At 52.9% G+C, this 16387-nt stretch carries 17 protein-coding genes, 1 tRNA gene and 1 pseudogene; 13 read left to right on the plus strand and 6 right to left on the minus strand.

Annotated features, from left to right (window positions below):
* The first annotated feature begins 73 nt into the window (after nt 1-73).
* The 6 genes from EV681_RS05960 (at nt 74) to erpA (ending at nt 4949) form a co-directional block, all read left to right on the plus strand.
* Nucleotides 74-1174, plus strand: coding sequence for a TRAP transporter substrate-binding protein (locus EV681_RS05960; protein ID WP_128395834.1), 1101 nt, complete (start codon nt 74-76; stop codon nt 1172-1174).
* A gap of 629 nt (nt 1175-1803) precedes the next feature.
* Nucleotides 1804-2232 carry a 50S ribosomal protein L13 gene (rplM, locus tag EV681_RS05965; RefSeq protein WP_014749815.1) on the plus strand — a complete coding sequence of 143 codons (429 nt, stop codon included), beginning with the start codon at nt 1804-1806 and terminating at the stop codon, nt 2230-2232.
* Nucleotides 2233-2241: 9 nt separating this feature from the next.
* Nucleotides 2242-2634, plus strand: coding sequence for a 30S ribosomal protein S9 (gene rpsI, locus EV681_RS05970; RefSeq protein WP_128395835.1), 393 nt, complete (start codon nt 2242-2244; stop codon nt 2632-2634).
* A gap of 101 nt (nt 2635-2735) precedes the next feature.
* Nucleotides 2736-3791, plus strand: a complete 1056-nt coding sequence (gene argC / locus EV681_RS05975) for an N-acetyl-gamma-glutamyl-phosphate reductase (RefSeq protein WP_128395836.1) — start codon at nt 2736-2738, stop codon at nt 3789-3791.
* Nucleotides 3792-3807: 16 nt separating this feature from the next.
* Nucleotides 3808-4518 (plus strand): DUF6776 family protein, encoded by a 711-nt coding sequence (locus tag EV681_RS05980; protein WP_165392955.1) that lies wholly within the window; start codon nt 3808-3810, stop codon nt 4516-4518.
* Between the two features lie 62 nt (nt 4519-4580).
* On the plus strand, nt 4581-4949 hold the full coding sequence (gene erpA, locus EV681_RS05985; RefSeq protein WP_014749818.1) for an iron-sulfur cluster insertion protein ErpA: 369 nt from the start codon (nt 4581-4583) through the stop codon (nt 4947-4949).
* Nucleotides 4950-5196: 247 nt separating this feature from the next.
* Here the strand turns inward: erpA and EV681_RS05990 are convergent, their stop codons facing one another.
* Nucleotides 5197-6312 (minus strand): anhydro-N-acetylmuramic acid kinase, encoded by a 1116-nt coding sequence (locus EV681_RS05990; protein ID WP_128395838.1) that lies wholly within the window; start codon nt 6310-6312, stop codon nt 5197-5199.
* 129 nt (nt 6313-6441) lie between these two features.
* Between EV681_RS05990 and tyrS the strand changes: the two genes are divergently transcribed.
* The 7 genes from tyrS (at nt 6442) to EV681_RS06025 (ending at nt 12262) form a co-directional block, all read left to right on the plus strand.
* On the plus strand, nt 6442-7671 hold the full coding sequence (tyrS, locus tag EV681_RS05995; protein WP_128395839.1) for a tyrosine--tRNA ligase: 1230 nt from the start codon (nt 6442-6444) through the stop codon (nt 7669-7671).
* A 151-nt stretch (nt 7672-7822) separates the two neighbouring features.
* Nucleotides 7823-8452, plus strand: a complete 630-nt coding sequence (locus EV681_RS06000) for a YbhB/YbcL family Raf kinase inhibitor-like protein (protein ID WP_128395840.1) — start codon at nt 7823-7825, stop codon at nt 8450-8452.
* 36 nt (nt 8453-8488) lie between these two features.
* The gene (gene glyA, locus EV681_RS06005; protein WP_130303506.1) at nt 8489-9733 is read left to right on the plus strand and encodes a serine hydroxymethyltransferase; all 1245 of its coding nucleotides are present in this window, start codon (nt 8489-8491) and stop codon (nt 9731-9733) included.
* A 55-nt stretch (nt 9734-9788) separates the two neighbouring features.
* Entirely contained in the window at nt 9789-10286 is a 498-nt protein-coding gene (gene nrdR, locus EV681_RS06010) for a transcriptional regulator NrdR (RefSeq protein WP_128395842.1), read from the plus strand.
* Between the two features lie 80 nt (nt 10287-10366).
* On the plus strand, nt 10367-11503 hold the full coding sequence (gene ribD, locus EV681_RS06015) for a bifunctional diaminohydroxyphosphoribosylaminopyrimidine deaminase/5-amino-6-(5-phosphoribosylamino)uracil reductase RibD (RefSeq protein WP_130303507.1): 1137 nt from the start codon (nt 10367-10369) through the stop codon (nt 11501-11503).
* 3 nt (nt 11504-11506) lie between these two features.
* A complete protein-coding gene (locus EV681_RS06020) occupies nt 11507-12112 on the plus strand; it encodes a riboflavin synthase (RefSeq protein WP_130303508.1) in 606 nt (201 codons plus the stop codon).
* A 62-nt stretch (nt 12113-12174) separates the two neighbouring features.
* A tRNA-Ser gene (locus EV681_RS06025) sits at nt 12175-12262 on the plus strand.
* Between the two features lie 103 nt (nt 12263-12365).
* Here the strand turns inward: EV681_RS06025 and EV681_RS22900 are convergent.
* From EV681_RS22900 to sorU, 5 genes and pseudogenes are all read right to left on the minus strand, one after another.
* Nucleotides 12366-12545 (minus strand): annotated as a pseudogene (locus tag EV681_RS22900) (site-specific integrase); the annotation flags it as partial.
* A 1027-nt stretch (nt 12546-13572) separates the two neighbouring features.
* On the minus strand, nt 13573-14268 hold the full coding sequence (locus tag EV681_RS06040; protein ID WP_130303509.1) for a hypothetical protein: 696 nt from the start codon (nt 14266-14268) through the stop codon (nt 13573-13575).
* Nucleotides 14265-14972 carry a hypothetical protein gene (locus tag EV681_RS06045; protein ID WP_130303510.1) on the minus strand — a complete coding sequence of 236 codons (708 nt, stop codon included), beginning with the start codon at nt 14970-14972 and terminating at the stop codon, nt 14265-14267. Before EV681_RS06045 ends, EV681_RS06040 begins: the two co-directional genes overlap by 4 nt.
* Before the next feature lie 17 nt (nt 14973-14989).
* Entirely contained in the window at nt 14990-15493 is a 504-nt protein-coding gene (locus EV681_RS06050) for a LexA family protein (RefSeq protein ID WP_130303511.1), read from the minus strand.
* Nucleotides 15494-16047: 554 nt separating this feature from the next.
* Nucleotides 16048-16386 carry a SorU family sulfite dehydrogenase c-type cytochrome subunit gene (sorU, locus tag EV681_RS06055; protein WP_128395184.1) on the minus strand — a complete coding sequence of 113 codons (339 nt, stop codon included), beginning with the start codon at nt 16384-16386 and terminating at the stop codon, nt 16048-16050.
* Between the last annotated feature and the right edge of the window lies 1 nt (nt 16387).

The following is a 16387-nucleotide window of genomic DNA, read 5'->3' on the forward strand; positions in this document are numbered from 1 at the left end:
ATGGACATAGTGCGTGTATATTTAGCGGGTTAAATTTTTTCCAAGAACAACGAAATACTTCGGAGTAGCCATTATGCAACGTCGTTCCTTCCTCAAAAAAGCAGGCCTGGGTGCTGTGGCCGGCACGGGCGTCATTGCCGCCCCGGTCATTGCCCAGGAAAATCCTGCGGTCAAATGGCGCATGGCGTCCAGCTTTCCCCGCAGCCTGGTCGCATTGTTCGGTTCCGCAGACCGTTTTACCAAATACGTCAAAGAAGCCTCAAACGGCAATTTGCAGATTGACCTGTTTCCAGCGGGTGAAATTGTGCCGGCCTTACAGGTATTGGATGCCGTGTCCAATGGCACAGTCCAGGCCGGACACACTTGTGGCTACTACTATTTAGGCAAGAATCCGTCGTTTTGTTTTGATACGGCCGTTCCCTTTGGTCTGAATGCGCGTCAGCTGAACGCCTGGATGCTCGAGGGCAACGGCAAAAAGCTAATGCGAGATCTATTTGGCAAGGTCAATATCGTCAACTTCCCCTTGGGCAATACCGGCACGCAAATGGGCGGCTGGTTCCGCAAGGAAATCAAGTCTCTGGAAGACCTCAAGGGCCTGAAAATGCGTACTGCCGGTCTGGCGGGCGAAGTGCTGGCCAAACTGGGCGTCGTTCCCCAGCAGATTGCCGGCGGCGATATCTATCCGTCGCTGGAAAAGGGCACGTTGGACGCGGTTGAATTTGTCGGTCCGCTGGACGATGAAAAACTCGGCTTTAACAAAGTGGCCAAATATTACTACTACCCAGGATTCTGGGAGGGCGGCGCGCAGGTCTCGGCCTATTTCAACAAAGACGCCTTTGAGAAACTTCCCAAGCATTATCAGGCAATCCTGGAGTCTACCGTGATTCGGGCCCATACTGAAATGATGGCCATGTACGACTCCATGAATCCGGGCGCATTGCGTCGCCTGATCGCCAATGGCGCCGTGCTCAAGGAATTCCCGAAAGAGATGATGGACGCTTCTTTCACGGCTACTGCTGAAATTTACAAGAAATATTCGGACAAGGACGAGACCTTCAAGACTATCTTGACCGACTATATGGCCTATCGCGACGACTTGATCCCTTGGTTCAATGTTGTGGAAGGCTCATATACTCGCTACGTGGCGCATGCCATATCGCAGGCACGCAAGTAAGTTGATGTCTTCGCCCTGCGGTTTATAGGGGTAGGCAGCAAATCGAGCCATGTTCTCGCTATACCGAGAGCATGGCTTCATTATTTATGGTCCTACTATCATGGCCCTACTAATAACGCCCGATTACGAACACTTGTCTTACCAACACCTATATTAAGAACGCCCGGTTACGGGCAATCTGGGGTGCGGCTTCCTGGAGGCTGTTTAAGGGACTATTTCAGAAGCTGGCCTGACATAACCAGCGTTTTTTGTGATTGAGCCGGTTCGGTGTGAAACAAACCAGTGCACAACCGGCGTGCCCGGGCGACTGTCGCTGCCAGGAGACAAATCCCGAAAAAAAACGTCTTGGCGGGCCATGATCGCCTCTATTTCATTGTTTTATTTGAAAAAAAGTTTTTTGCGTGTTAATATCACGGGCTTATCTGTGTCTTTGCACTGTCGCAGGGTAATTTACAGTCATTGCATCTTTTGGTGTGCTGCTGTTTGTTCCCCTTGTATATAACGTTCAGGCGAATCAGATAAAACCGTCGGATTGCGATCGCCGGCGCCATCTTTATCCGTTTTTCGGATTTTGAGCCCGTGTGCCCCCGGTAGTGATCCGCTTCAAACTCAAATTTTAGGAATACATCATGAAGACCTTTGTGGCCAAGCCCCATGAAGTCAAACGTGACTGGTATGTTATTGATGCAAAAGGCAAAGTCCTTGGTCGTGTAGCCAGCGAAGTTGCACGCCGTTTGCGCGGTAAACATAAACCGGAATTTACCCCTCACGTTGACACAGGCGATTACATCGTCATTATTAACGCAGCTGATATCGTTGTAACAGGCGCCAAATCGGAAGACAAAAAATACTTCCGTCACTCTGGCTATCCTGGCGGCATCTACGAAACAAACTTCCGGAAAATGCAAGAGCGTTTCCCCGGTCGTGCGATTGAAAAAGCCGTTAAGGGCATGCTGCCAAAAGGTCCCCTGGGTTACGCCATGATCAAGAAGCTCAAGGTGTACGCGGGTGCCGAGCATCCTCATACTGCCCAGCAGCCTAAAACGCTGGAATTTTAAGGATAAATCATGATCGGTAATTGGAATTATGGAACGGGCCGTCGTAAAACGTCAGTTGCCCGTGTGTTTCTGAAAAAAGGTACAGGTAATATTGTTGTCAACGGTAAACCTGTTGACCAATATTTTGCTCGTGAAACAGGTCGCATGGTTGTTCGCCAGCCCCTGGTACTCACAGAGATGGTTGAATCTTTTGATTTTCACATCAATGTACACGGTGGCGGCGAAAGCGGTCAGGCTGGCGCTGTGCGTCACGGTATTACCCGTGCGCTCATCGACTACGACGCCACACTTAAGCCCGCGCTGTCAAAAGCCGGCTTGGTAACACGTGACGCCCGTGAAGTTGAACGTAAGAAAGTGGGTTTCCACAAGGCGCGTCGTCGGAAGCAGTTCAGCAAACGCTAATTTGTTTCGCGACATGTCGAAAAGGCCGCTTTTGCGGCCTTTTTCTTTTGAATTCTTTATAATGGTTTTCTGCGCTTAATTATTCAATGGATGCAAACACAATGGCTTCTTCCTCTTCAACTGTCAAAGTCGGTATTGTTGGTGGTACAGGTTACACCGGGGTAGAGCTGTTGCGTCTGCTGTCCGCTCACCCGAATGTTCGGTTGCACGCCATCACCTCACGCAAAGAGGAAGGCATGCCGGTTTCCACCATGTTCCCCAATCTGCGCGGTCATGTAGACCTGGCTTTTTCAACGCCTGAAAACGCTGCGCTGACCGAATGTGACGTAGTTTTTTTCGCAACGCCCCACGGTGTGGCCATGGCGCAGGCGCGCGAACTCATTGATGCCGGCGTCAAGGTCATTGATCTGGCTGCGGATTTTCGTCTGCAGGATACGGCCGTATTTGAAAAGTGGTACAAAATGCCGCACAGCTGCCCCGATATCTTGCGCGAAAGTGCTTACGGGCTGGTTGAATTGAACCGGGAAAATATCGCCGGCGCGCAGGTCATTGGTAACCCGGGTTGCTATCCCACCACGGTTATCCTGGGTCTGGCGCCGTTGCTTGAGAAAAAACTGGTGCATACCAGCAATATTATTGCCGATTGCAAATCTGGTGTTTCGGGCGCCGGACGCAAGGCCGAAGTGAGCACGCTGTTTTCCGAAGCGGGCGACAATTTCAAGGCATACGGGGTTGCCGGACACAGGCATCATCCGGAAATTACCGAGCAGCTCACTGCGCTGGCAGGCGAAGCGGTCAAACTTACCTTCGTTCCCCACCTGGTGCCCATGATTCGCGGCATGCTATCGACCATTTACGTCACAATCAAGGATGACGCGCTGGATACCGATTTCCAGGCCCTGTACGAAAGTCGCTACGCCAACGAGCAGTTTGTTGACGTGATGCCGGCAGGCAGCCAGCCCGAAACCAGGTCGGTGCGGGCTTCAAATACCTTGCGAATTGCCGTGAGCCGCCCGGATAATGGCAATCAGCTCATTATCATTGTGGTTCAGGACAATCTGGTCAAGGGCGCTGCCGGTCAGGCTGTACAGAACATGAATTTGCTTTTTGGGTTGCCTGAGCAGGCGGGTCTGGGCGGCGTGGCTATTCTTCCCTGATCTGACAGATATGTCCATGTTCGCGCGCGGTTTTCTGTTTCTGGTTGGCGTCACTATGGGGGGCAGCGCTGCGTATTATTACACGCATAATATGATGCAGCGCGAAATGTTCAGTCAGAAGACCGAGCTGGCCGAACAGCTGTCTCATGCGCTGATGCAGGAGAAAATCAAGTTGACGGAGCTGCAAAGTCGCCTGGATATCTCCGAGACGCAGATGACCATGGATCGGGCGACGATTGCCGAATACGAAAGCCAGGTCAAAAAATTGCAGGATGATCTGTCGCGCACCTCCGAGCAGTTGTCCTTTTATGATGAACTAGTGCCGGCCGGCCCTCAGGGTGCCATCAGTGTGCGCGGTTTTGATGCGGTCGTGGAAGGGCGGCGGGTCCGTTTCAAGGTGCTGGTGTCCCGGCAGGCCCAGGCAGGCACGGTCTTTAAAGGTGAGCTCAAATTTACGGCAACCGGCACCTTAAATGGTGAGGCTGCCACTGTAGATCTGATTCCGGACACAGTCGAGCACGCCAGTACGGGTTCGGACAGCATTCCAGCCGTGACCGACTTGAAAAAACAAGCCCCGGCCCCAATATTAAAACTGGATTTTGAAACCATTCAGCGAATCCAGGGTCTATTGATGTTCCCAGAGGGCTTTGTGCCCAAAAAAATCACCATGCGTGTGCTCGAGGGCAAGACGGTGCGTGCATCTCGCACCGCCGAACTGTCTCCCTGATTGCGCCATATGGTAAAATGAATTTCTGCTAACGGTGGCTGTATCCCACCAGGAGTCTAAAAATGAGTACTGTTCTCGAATCTGTCGATCTGCAAGCCCCTCCAACCCCGTTGCTTTTTACCGAAGCGGCGGCCACAAAGGTTAAAGACCTGCTTATCGAAGAAGGCAACCCCGAGCTCAAACTGCGCGTGTTCGTGCAGGGCGGCGGCTGTTCCGGCTTCCAGTATGGCTTCACGTTTGATGAAGTGATAAATGAAGACGATACGACGATCGACAAAAACGGTGTGCAACTGCTGGTTGATCCAATGAGCTTTCAGTATCTGGTTGGTGCAGAGATCGATTACAAGGAAGATATCGAGGGCTCACAATTTGTGATCCGTAACCCGAACGCGACCACAACCTGCGGCTGCGGCTCTTCGTTCTCGGTTTAAGCGCGAACGCACGATTGCGTGGTGTTTGGACAAGGGGGTGGCAAGTATCCCCTTAATGGCAGTGCTTAAAGGCTTTTCTTTACGGTATGCCTTTAAATCTGTATCCATTTTACCTTTCCAAAGGCATTTGCTCGCACGGCACCAGTCAGACAAATCCGGCTCCCTTATTTGGGATGCCGGATTTTTTATTGGGCTTGTCTATTGGGCTTGTAATCAGGCCTTTTGATCGACCTTTGCGGATCGACCGCTACGCCGGGTACAGGCAGCCCAGTATGGTTTTTCTGCGTGCTCCGGTCACCGACGGCGTGCCGGCGGGGTGCCCAGACAGAAAGGCATGGGCCAGCCAGGCAAACGCCAGCGCTTCCATAGACTGCGAGGCAATGCCATGCGCATCGCTGGTGCTCAATTGCACGCCAGGCAGGCGGGACTGCAGATCTTCGAGCAGGGCGCGGTTACCGGTTCCGCCCCCACACACAATCAGTGTCTGGCTATCGGCAGCATAGCGGCGGATGGCCAGGGCCACGGTTTGCGCCGTAAAGGCCCGCAATGTCGCCTGCACGTCCTGCGGCGCAATGGCCTCAAACCCCGCAAGCCGCGTTTGCAGCCAGGTGTGATTGAAAAGATCCCGTCCTGTGGATTTGGGTGGTGGTAATGCCAGCCAGGGTTCGCTTTCAATAAGCGTGTCAAGAAGAGGTTGGTGCACGGTGCCGCCGGCCGACCATGCGCCGTCCTTGTCGTAAGATTCGCCAGTATGGGCCAGACACCACATATCCAGCAACACATTGGCCGGTCCGGTATCAAAGCCGGTCACGTCCTGGCCCGGACGCAGGATGCTGATATTGGCAATGCCGCCCAGGTTCAGTACCGTCACTGTCTGCTCGCTGGCAAAAATTGCCTCGTGAAAGGCAGGCACCAAGGGAGCGCCCTGACCCCCAGCGGCCACATCGCGGCTGCGAAAATCGGCCACGACCGCAATGCCGGTATTTTCTGCCAGGCGGGCGGGGGCATTGAGCTGAATAGTGAAGCCCAGTTCGGGGCGATGCCTGACGGTTTGCCCGTGAGCGCCGATGGCTGCGATCCGGCTGGCGGGCAGGTTCGCCTGCGCCAGCAAATCGGCCACCACCTGGGCATACAAGTCGGCCAACTGGCAACTGGCAAGGCCGGCGCGCTCCAGCTCGTTGTTGCCGGCACGATTTAAATCCAGCAATTGGGCTCTGAGTGCGGTAGGCATGGGACGCGAAGCAAACGCTACGATTTGCGGCCGGTCGGTGCCGGAGAAGGCAGCCAGCACACCGTCGGCGCCATCGGTGCTGGTGCCGGACATCAAGCCGATCAAATAGCGGGGTTCCTGCGCTTGGGTCATGAGCATCTGCCTGGCCGAAAAGGGTATAATTTAACATTGAAATATGCGCAAAAGGGCGTTTATCGGCTTGGTTCTGTTGCCAATGTCCTTCCTTTACCCATCTGCCCGCGCCCAGGAATCAGAAAATTTATGTCAACACCCGAAATACCCCTTAGTCCGGAAGTGGAAAACGACCTGCAAACCGTGCTGCGCGGCTGCGACGAGCTGCTGGTTCAGTCTGAATTTGCCGTCAAGCTGCAAAACAGCCGTAACACTGGTACGCCGCTGCGTATCAAGCTGGGCCTGGATCCCACCGCTCCCGATATTCACTTGGGGCATACCGTGGTGCTCAATAAAATGCGCCAGCTTCAAGATATGGGGCACAACGTTATTTTTCTGATCGGCGACTTCACCTCCATGATCGGCGACCCCAGCGGGCGCAATGCGACCCGTCCACCGCTCACGCGCGAGCAGATCGAAGTTAATGCCAAAACCTATTATGAGCAGGCCAGCAAGGTGCTGGACCCGTCACGTACTGAAGTGCGCTACAACTCCGAGTGGTGCGATCCACTGGGCGCGCGCGGCTTGATCCAACTGGCTTCCCGCTACACGGTTGCCCGAATGATGGAACGCGATGACTTCACCAAGCGCTTCAAGGGCGGCATTCCCATTTCTGTTCATGAATTTCTGTACCCGCTTATGCAGGGCTATGATTCGGTCGCGCTCAAGGCAGACCTGGAATTGGGCGGAACAGACCAGAAGTTCAATCTGCTGGTGGGCCGTGAATTGCAAAAGGAATATGGCCAGCCGGCTCAATGCATTCTGACGATGCCCTTGCTCGAAGGTCTGGACGGTGTCGAAAAAATGTCCAAGTCCAAGCACAATTACATTGGTATTACGGAAACGCCTGACTCCATGTTCGGCAAGCTCATGTCCATCTCCGATACATTAATGTGGCGTTATTATGAATTACTTTCATTCAAGTCGCTGCAGGACATTGCTACACTTGCGCAACAGGTCAAAGAGGGCAGAAATCCACGCGATGTGAAGGTCGAACTGGCGCAGGAAATCATTACGCGCTTTCACAGCGCAACAGACGCTGACAACGCGCTGGCCAATTTCGAGGCGCGCTTTCGCGATGGTGTCATTCCGGAAGAAATGCCCGAAATCAACCTCGGGCCGGGTCCGCTGGGTATTCTGCGGATCCTCAAAGAGGCCGGTCTGGCTAGTTCCGGCACCGAGGCCGGGCGCAATGTGCAGCAGGGTGGGGTGCGGGTCGATTCCCAGCGAGTGGAAGACAAGAATCTGCAGCTGGAGGCTGGCACCTATGTGGTCCAGGTCGGTAAACGCAAGTTTGCCCGGGTCACCGTAAGCGCCTGACGCGAAGCCATATCTGCCCACCCCGTGAGTGCGGCAGGTTGCGGTTTTTCAGGCGGTAAAGGAACAACAGGCAACACGGTTCGTTTTGCCTGGCGTTCATCCGCGCCACAAGCGCATTTTGATCTGTTTTTATTGTATTGAAGGGGATGTCATGAAAATCAGCAGCCAGTCATTTGAACACGAAAAAGCAATCGGGCCGGCCAACGCCTTTGCCAAGCCGGATACGCAGGCGCACATGATCCTGTCGGACAACAAAAACCCACATTTGGCCTGGGCCGATGCGCCCGAAGGTACGCGTTCATTCGTTGTCCTGTGCGTAGATAAAGACGTGCCAAGCAAGCCCGATGACGTCAATCAGGACGACCGTGAAGTGCCGGCCAGCCTGCCCCGCGTTGATTTCTATCATTGGGCGCTGGTTGATATTCCGGCGGATATCACCGAGATCGCCGAAGGTGAGTTTTCCAACGGCGTGACGCCCAAGGGAAAAAGCGGCCCGCTGGCAGCCAAGGACATGCGCCAGGGTATTAACGACTTTACCAACTGGTTTGCCGGCGATCACGATATGAAGGGCGATTACTTTGGCTATGACGGTCCATGCCCGCCTTTTAATGATGCGCTGGTACATCGCTATTATTTTACGGTCTATGCGCTGGATATCGATACCTTGCCATTGACCGGCAGCTTTACCTGCGCCGACGTGGCCGAGGCCATCGCGCCCCATGTGCTGGACCAGGCCACGATCATGGGGCTGTATTCGCTGAATCCCAAAGTTTCCTTTTGAATTTTATCCAATTACCCGCTTTATATAGGACACGTTATGTTTGACCGCTCGCTAACTCTTGACAAGGTAGATCCTGAACTCTGGAGTGCCATCCAACAAGAAAATACCCGTCAGGAGCAGCACATCGAACTGATTGCTTCTGAAAACTACACCAGCCCGGCAGTCATGCAGGCGCAGGGCACGCAGCTGACCAACAAGTACGCAGAAGGTTATCCTGGCAAGCGCTACTACGGTGGCTGCGAATTTGTCGATATCGCTGAAGAGCTGGCTATCAAACGCCTGAAAGAACTGTTTGGCGCCGAAGCGGCCAACGTGCAGCCGAACTCCGGCTCACAGGCCAATCAGGGCGTGTACATGGCGGTGCTCAAGCCCGGCGACACCGTGCTGGGCATGAGCCTGGCAGAGGGCGGTCACCTGACGCATGGCGCATCGGTCAACGCATCGGGCAAGCTGTACAACTTCATCCCTTATGGGCTGGACGAAAATGAAGTGCTCAACTACGAACAGGTTGAGCAACTGGCCAAAGAACACAAGCCCAAAATGATCGTGGCCGGTGCTTCTGCGTACTCCCTGACAATCGATTTTGAGCGCATGGCCAAAATTGCCCATGACAATGGCGCCTACCTGATGGTCGATATCGCTCACTATGCAGGCCTGGTTGCAGGTGGTCAGTATCCGAACCCGGTTCCTCATGCCGATTTTGTCACATCAACCACGCACAAATCCTTGCGTGGCCCGCGCGGCGGCGTGATCATGATGAAGGCAGAGCACGAAAAAATCATCAACTCCGCCATCTTCCCTGGCATCCAGGGCGGCCCGCTCATGCATGTCATCGCCGGTAAAGCAGTTGCCTTCAAAGAAGCGCTCAGCCCGGAATTTACTGACTATGCCAAGCAGGTCGTGGCCAATGCCAAAGTGCTGGCCGATACACTGGTCAAACGCGGCTTGCGCATTGTTTCAGGCAAGACCGAAAGCCACGTCATGTTGGTGGACTTGCGCGCCAAGGGCATTACCGGCAAGGTTGCCGAAGCTCGCCTGGGTGATGCGCATATCACCGTCAACAAGAACGCGATTCCGAACGATCCGGAAAAACCGTTCGTGACCAGCGGCATCCGCCTGGGCACCCCGGCCATGACCACACGTGGTTTTACCGAGGCCGAGGCTGAACTGACTGCGAACCTGATTGCCGATGTGCTGGATAACCCAGACGATGAGGCAAACATCGCTGCTGTTCGTGCTAAAGTGAATGAACTTACAGCGCGCTTCCCGGTTTACAAATAAACCGCGCGTTATCTCAACGCAATAACCTTATTGCCCGGCACAGGACTTTAGCAAAATGAAATGCCCGTTTTGTTCACACCACGATACACAGGTTATGGACTCGCGGGTATCCGAAGAAGGCGACACCATTCGTCGTCGTCGCCGGTGTCTGTCCTGTGACCGGCGCTTTACCACATACGAACGTATCGAGTTGGCCATGCCTGCCGTGGTCAAACGCAATGGCACCCGGGCCGAGTTTGATCCGGCCAAGCTGCAAGCCAGCTTGCGGCTGGCATTGCGCAAACGCCCAGTCAGTACCGAATTGCTGGAGCGGGCAGTTGCTCGCATTCAGGAATCACTGCTCAATTATCCCGAAAAAGAAGTCTCGACCGATCACATCGGCGAGCTGGTCATGAGCGAGCTCAAGCAACTGGATCAGGTTGCCTACGTACGGTTTGCCTCGGTCTACAAAAGCTTCCAGGATATCGAAGAGTTCGTCAATGCCATCAAGGAAATGCAAAAGCCGGTCAAGCCACATAATGGCGGCCGCCCGGATGCTGTCGATAATGCCTGAGGGTTTGTTGTGGTGTGGCGCAGCGCGCGCCGGCATGTGTCGGCGGGCACGCTGACTCTTTATCATCGGAACATTGGTTTATGAATGATCAGGACTATATGGATCGGGCACTGGCCCTGGCGCGCAGCGTCATGTTCAGCACCAGCCCGAATCCGCGTGTGGGCTGCGTGATCGTCAACCAGGGCCAGATCCTGGGCGAGGGCGCCACCCAGCCACCAGGCGGGCCGCACGCCGAGGTATGCGCCATCCGCGATGCACAGGCCAAGGGGCATGCGCTGGCGGGATCAACCTTTTACGTTACGCTTGAGCCCTGCAGCCACTATGGCCGCACGCCACCGTGTGTGGATGCGCTGCTTGCGGTAAAACCTGCGCGGGTTGTGATTGCCGCCAGGGACCCGAATCCGCTGGTCAGCGGAGCGGGCATTGGCAAGCTGCAGGACGCTGGAATCACAGTTGAAATTGGCCTGGGACTTGAGCAGGCGCTGGAAATCAACCCCGGTTTCGTATCGCGCATGAGCACTCAACGCCCCTGGGTCCGCATGAAAATTGCCAGTACGCTCGATGGCAAGGTCGCCCTGAACAATGGTCGCTCGCAATGGATCACCGGTGGCCAGGCGCGTGCCGATGGACACCACTGGCGCGCCCGTGCCTGCGTCATCCTGACCGGCTCTGGGACCGTGCGCGACGACGATCCGCAGCTTACCGTGCGCGATGTACACACGTCTCGCCAACCCATTCGGGCCGTCATTGACAGCCAGTTTGCCATTGACGAAGACGCGAGGTTATTTGACGGCAACCCGGTGTGGATTTTCGTGACCGAGTATAACGTTGCCAAGGCCGAACGCCTGGCCGCGCGCAACGTGCGCGTGATTACGGTAAACGAAAAAAACAGGCATGTGGACTTGAAAGCCGTCATGGCCTGGCTGGGGCAACAGGATATAAACGAAGTGCATGTTGAGGCCGGGCCTGGTCTGAATGGCGCGCTGCTGCAGGCCGGGTGCGTGGATGAACTGCTGGTCTACCTGGCTCCGACCATTCTGGGCGATGCCCGCTCGGCCGTTGCGCATACCCCATTTAACGTGTTGGCCGACGCCTATCGCTTTGAGTTCTTCGACACCGCTGCCTGCGGCAAGGACATGCGCCTGCGGGCCAGAATGCCGACACGCTGGAATCAATTACAATTGCAATCGGGCGGGACTCAGCCCGATATGGAGTAACGAATGTTCACAGGAATTATCAGCGGCGTTGGCCGCATCAGCCAGGTCAAACCGGCCGGCAACAGCGCCGATGATGGCGTGCATGTCACTATCGAGGCAAACAATTTCGATCTTTCCGGGATTGGCCTGGGCGATTCGATCGCCGTGCAAGGCGCCTGCATGACCGTCGTGTCATTGGATGAGGGCGCTTTCCAGATTGATGTCTCGCGAGAGAGCCTGGATAAAACCGCGGGGCTGGACAAGGCCGGCGAAGTGAACCTGGAACGCTCGCTCAAACTGGGCGATTCCCTGGACGGGCACCTGGTCTCCGGGCACGTAGATGGCATGGGGCAGGTCACGCGCTTTGAACAAGTGGGCGAGTCGCACGAGTTATGCATTCAGGTGCCGACAGCACTGGCAAAATACCTGGCTTACAAAGGCTCGGTCACAGTCAATGGCGTGAGCCTGACGGTCAACTCGGTCAAGGATAATGCAGACGGTTGCGAGATCAGTATCAATATCATCCCGCACACCTTGCAAGTAACTACGCTCAAACACCTGCAAGCAGGGACGAAAGTGAATCTGGAAATCGATATGATTGCGCGTTATGTCGAAAGGATGCTAAAATAGCAGGCTAAATTGAGAACGGGTTGTTGAATTAACGCAATGGTCGCAGTAAGTTCTTGATGACAGGGTCGGTGGCCGAGTGGCTGAAGGCGCACGCTTGGAAAGCGTGTATACGGTAACGTATCGGGGGTTCGAATCCCCCCCAACCCGCCAGTGATTTTACACATATCCAATAAAATCAATAAGTTATAATTTTGGATTTGTGCTCGATTGCGCTGGAATATAGCTGTTTATGGTGTGTTTTGTCACTATTCCGTCACACATGGAAAAGGGCCACAGCCTTGCTGCCAGCGGTCAAATTGGCATCTGGCATCCATTTGCCGTACACCTTCGCAATCATCGTCCAATCTGAGTGCCCCATCTGATCGGCTACCCACATCGGGTGCTCACCAGCCGATAGCATCATACTGGCATACGTGTGCCTTGTTTGATACGGATTGCTTCACGCTAATTGCTGTTGTAGATCGCTGGCTCAAATCATCCATTGTGAGATTCCAGTAATTACCTATATCGTTTGTTGCCGCCGCTGGTTATGCAATATCTACCCCCACGTGGCCCGACGCAATTAAGTGCTCGTGAGCATGGGCAGGGGCCAGCGGCATAAGAACGTTTCTGACTTGGACGAGTAGTTTGTTTGCTTCCGGGCTTGCTTGCTTTCGCTGAACTATTGCTTTTAGTAACAGGGCTCTTGTTTTTTGTAGGCGTAGCGGCTGCATTACTAGTAGTGGCCTCTGATAAGCGGGCAGGGTTACTGTATAGCGCCGTAGGTTGAGTTTCGGTTGGACGTGAAGGTTCAACGGCCGAGCGTGAAACGGTAGCGCGATTCTGACTATCGGACTTTGCTTCCTTCTTCCCATTACTGCAAGAGCCAATGACGAAGATAATAAAAAGTGCGAACACACCGAATCTCCAGCCATACTTATTTTTCTGTCCCCGTGCCATATGCGTTGTCCTTTATTTGTGGATCTTTTGTTTGCGGAAAAATCTGTGATGATATGTATTTACACTGAGTCGATAGATCCATTGATTGTGCCCGCAATTAGTTTCAGATTTTGCAAGAGCTTGATAGGGTCGGCGCCCCCATTTGTAAAACCCTTAGTTCACTCTTTTAACCGTTTCGGTCGCGCTGCATTTCCGGCCGGCCAGATCCCAGCATTGACTGCGGCGCATTTAATTGCTTTCTTCATCTGTCCCCGCTCTGGTATTTTTCTTAAATTGCGCCCAAGTGTTGGCTTTTGCTGCGCCCAAATATAACATATGTAAGTAAATATAAATGAATATGAGTATGTGTAGTGATTCTGGCTGTGCATGACAACAGTCTAATTTCAACGTCCGTGCCTAGCCCGAGGGTGCGATAGGCTTTTGAGCTACTGGCGGTTGTGTTGCGCAGCTAGCCAGCCCGATCACCACAGGCAAAAGTACGAATTTAATAGTTTTGTTCATGGCGTAATCTCTGAAGTGGTTTATTTGCTCGCTGAAGGATTTAGAATTTCCATTCGATCGAAGACTGAACTGGGGTTGCAAGCAAAATACTCCAAAGAATTACCTTTTCTGGAAACGTTAACGCCCTGGGTATCACCTCCAAACACTTCGTACTTGTAGTCTCCGTTCATAACTACAGTTCGCTGAGACGATTTACCGCCCATAATTTCGGTGGTGTACGTTACGTCGCGTTTTAATCTGCTCAGCGTCAATTCTGGCCGGGCCCGGGGGCCAAAGCTGTAGAAGACGCCGCCAGGCACTTTGCACAGCAGAAGCTCCTTGCCGTCTGATACTCGACAGCTGAATGCCATTTCTCCAGCATCAGGGCATTTTTTGTCTTGCTCAACCCCCCGGGATAACTGTTTTACGGTATATCTCTGTTTTCCGCCAAGACAATCAAAGTCAAATCGTTCTCCATTCTTGTCATCAACTATGTACGCCATGCCATCTGAAGGGATTGCGAATGGCTTGATTCCGACATAGGCGCCGTAACTGTTCTTGGCATTAACCAATCCGCATATAGTCCCGTCTCTGTGCTGACTCACGCTACTGAACTTCGCGCTATACGGGTCTTTTAGCAACGGTTCTATGGGACCCAAATCAATTGATTGGGCAAGAGCTGCTTCAAATAACAAAGTAGACAGAAGCAAGAAAACGCAACGGGTAATTTTCATCATTGGCATCGCATTAAGAGCTTGTTGAATTTAACAGTATGATGCTCCCCTCTCAGCTTCAGACGGTTTCCATTTAGAGCTAGGATGAAATTGGACCTGCTTACGGTGTCTTCGTACTCTTCTATACCGATTATTTCTAATCCCCCAGGAGCGGTTTTGTTGGTCGCTATGACTTCGGCTGCTCCGTAGTCTGTATCGCTTGTAAGCCACGATTGCTCGATCATTGCCGGCACATCGCATTTTGAAGTTACGTCCCATTTCCCCCTATATTGCTCGGGTATGATGCTAGCGGCTTTAGAATAGGCATAATCACCCTTCATATTTTTTTCATCTGTTGAGCACAAACCGGAGGGCGACACCTGTAATTTCCCATCACGAACGATTGCATCGATATTGCACTGACTCGGGGCATCTCCATGGTACGCGCTACCCGTCTGCTTGAATGTCACCAACTGGTTCTGCTTTATTTGCTTTGGCTCGGACGACTTGTATTTCTGGATAATTCCGTCTCCGACGAAAATCAAACCATACTGATAAGTGCCACTGTTCTCGAACGAAGATAGGTTCACCTTGCGATTGGATGCACCTATGTAGGTACCTTCTACTGGTGATGTAGCCAACAATGTTGATATTTGCTTGGTAGGCGCGGCGCAACCCACCAATCCAATTGCAGTTGCTATAATCACACACTTAATTTCATAATTCATTGTTTGTTACCTTTATTCTAATAAAAGGGCAAAAAATGCCCAGCCAACCAGAACCACTTACATCGGTATCTCCTCTGCTCAACCATCACGCCGATAACCTGGATTTGCTGCTGGTCGCTTCGCATTGAAGGGTAGTTATCGTTCAACGGAACCAGTTCAAATACTTCCTTCTCGCCGATAGATAGAATCTTGTATTGCTTAAAGGTCGCTTCCTCTCCGTCATTGCGCGCGACCACAAAATCGGCTGGCTGCGGCACAAGTTCACAATCAATAATGACCTGATCTTCTTCTACAAAGTCCGGGGCCATTGAATCCCCCAATATTTGTAGCGCGAACGATCGATCAGAGAGCGCCAGATCGGTAAGGAGATACTCCATACCCTCTGTGTCGAAATTTGTCCTCCTATCGGTGAATATGCCAGCTTGCACGTAATTGAGCAAGGGAATGCGGGTTTCCCCGATCTGAGCGCGCAACACACAGCAATCGAATTTCAAAGTTTTGGCAATATAATGAGCTGCCATTTGGGGTACTTCTGAAGGATCGAGATCAGATCAAAGATGCGTTCTCTGTTCTGCAAAAGATACTTTGGCCTTTGCAGCAAGATCCTGATGCGGATATATCAATTTCATTGATTACTTTTGTGGGTGATCAGAGTTGCAGTCATGGCATGTTTGTTGGAGACGAGTGTTTCGAGGAAAACGCTTTTGATAATCTTTACGAAGAGCCAAGATGCAATGCAAGGAATATGTCAGCGGAATTCAAGCCGGTTGCCATATTACCGAGGTAAAAAACGATGAATATTAATTGATCGGATATCAACGATGTAGAAGAAAAGCTCAAGCTGTCTGTCAGACGCCGAAATTGGCTCCATATGGAAAACCACACCAGTTCAATTTGTGAAAAACGCTGGGGTGTCATGATTTTCCCATGACTCAAGAGGCTTGCGGCAAACACATGCTTGACTGCAGGTGCTAGGGGTTTATGTCATCTCTCGAGCGCCCTTCGATGGCGTAGTCCAATGAAAAATGCCCGCAAAAGAATGCGGGCATTTTTTTTGAGCGTGAACCTGACTTATCTACTTCCCACCGCCTGTCGCATGCACGACATAGGCCACGATGGCATCCATGGATGCTTCGTCCAGGGAATCGGCAAAGGACGGCATTACGCCCATTCCTTCCTGCAAGACCTTTTTAATGCGTGGCGCATCGGCTTTCAGTTCATCAAGGTCGGGGCCAATGGTTCCGGCCGCTCCCGCGTCTTTCAGGGTGTGGCACACGGCACAGGCCGGGGCGGCATCCGATATGAACAGGGCTTTCCCTTTCTCCAACTGTGGATCAGGGTCAGCCGCAAAACCGGTGCCTGGCACACCCATCCATAAGGCAGCCGCTACGGCCGACAATACAACATGCTTCATT

Source organism: Advenella incenata (genome assembly GCF_004217095.1).
In the GTDB taxonomy this organism is placed as follows: Bacteria; Pseudomonadota; Gammaproteobacteria; order Burkholderiales; family Burkholderiaceae_B; genus Advenella; species Advenella incenata.

What these genes read in the sequence shown, in the direction of transcription:
- EV681_RS06020 (WP_130303508.1), top strand. Translation starts at nt 11,507, where the DNA reads ATGTTCACAGGAATTATCAGCGGCGTTGGCCGCATCAGCCAGGTCAAA.
- EV681_RS06000 (WP_128395840.1), top strand. Translation starts at nt 7,823, where the DNA reads ATGAAAATCAGCAGCCAGTCATTTGAACACGAAAAAGCAATCGGGCCG.
- EV681_RS06045 (WP_130303510.1), bottom strand. Translation starts at nt 14,972, where the DNA reads ATGAATTATGAAATTAAGTGTGTGATTATAGCAACTGCAATTGGATTG.
- nrdR (WP_128395842.1), top strand. Translation starts at nt 9,789, where the DNA reads ATGAAATGCCCGTTTTGTTCACACCACGATACACAGGTTATGGACTCG.
- EV681_RS05990 (WP_128395838.1), bottom strand. Translation starts at nt 6,312, where the DNA reads ATGACCCAAGCGCAGGAACCCCGCTATTTGATCGGCTTGATGTCCGGC.
- ribD (WP_130303507.1), top strand. Translation starts at nt 10,367, where the DNA reads ATGAATGATCAGGACTATATGGATCGGGCACTGGCCCTGGCGCGCAGC.
- EV681_RS06050 (WP_130303511.1), bottom strand. Translation starts at nt 15,493, where the DNA reads ATGGCAGCTCATTATATTGCCAAAACTTTGAAATTCGATTGCTGTGTG.
- rplM (WP_014749815.1), top strand. Translation starts at nt 1,804, where the DNA reads ATGAAGACCTTTGTGGCCAAGCCCCATGAAGTCAAACGTGACTGGTAT.
- rpsI (WP_128395835.1), top strand. Translation starts at nt 2,242, where the DNA reads ATGATCGGTAATTGGAATTATGGAACGGGCCGTCGTAAAACGTCAGTT.
- argC (WP_128395836.1), top strand. Translation starts at nt 2,736, where the DNA reads ATGGCTTCTTCCTCTTCAACTGTCAAAGTCGGTATTGTTGGTGGTACA.
- EV681_RS05960 (WP_128395834.1), top strand. Translation starts at nt 74, where the DNA reads ATGCAACGTCGTTCCTTCCTCAAAAAAGCAGGCCTGGGTGCTGTGGCC.
- sorU (WP_128395184.1), bottom strand. Translation starts at nt 16,386, where the DNA reads ATGAAGCATGTTGTATTGTCGGCCGTAGCGGCTGCCTTATGGATGGGT.
- EV681_RS05980 (WP_165392955.1), top strand. Translation starts at nt 3,808, where the DNA reads ATGTTCGCGCGCGGTTTTCTGTTTCTGGTTGGCGTCACTATGGGGGGC.
- EV681_RS06040 (WP_130303509.1), bottom strand. Translation starts at nt 14,268, where the DNA reads ATGATGAAAATTACCCGTTGCGTTTTCTTGCTTCTGTCTACTTTGTTA.
- glyA (WP_130303506.1), top strand. Translation starts at nt 8,489, where the DNA reads ATGTTTGACCGCTCGCTAACTCTTGACAAGGTAGATCCTGAACTCTGG.
- erpA (WP_014749818.1), top strand. Translation starts at nt 4,581, where the DNA reads ATGAGTACTGTTCTCGAATCTGTCGATCTGCAAGCCCCTCCAACCCCG.
- tyrS (WP_128395839.1), top strand. Translation starts at nt 6,442, where the DNA reads ATGTCAACACCCGAAATACCCCTTAGTCCGGAAGTGGAAAACGACCTG.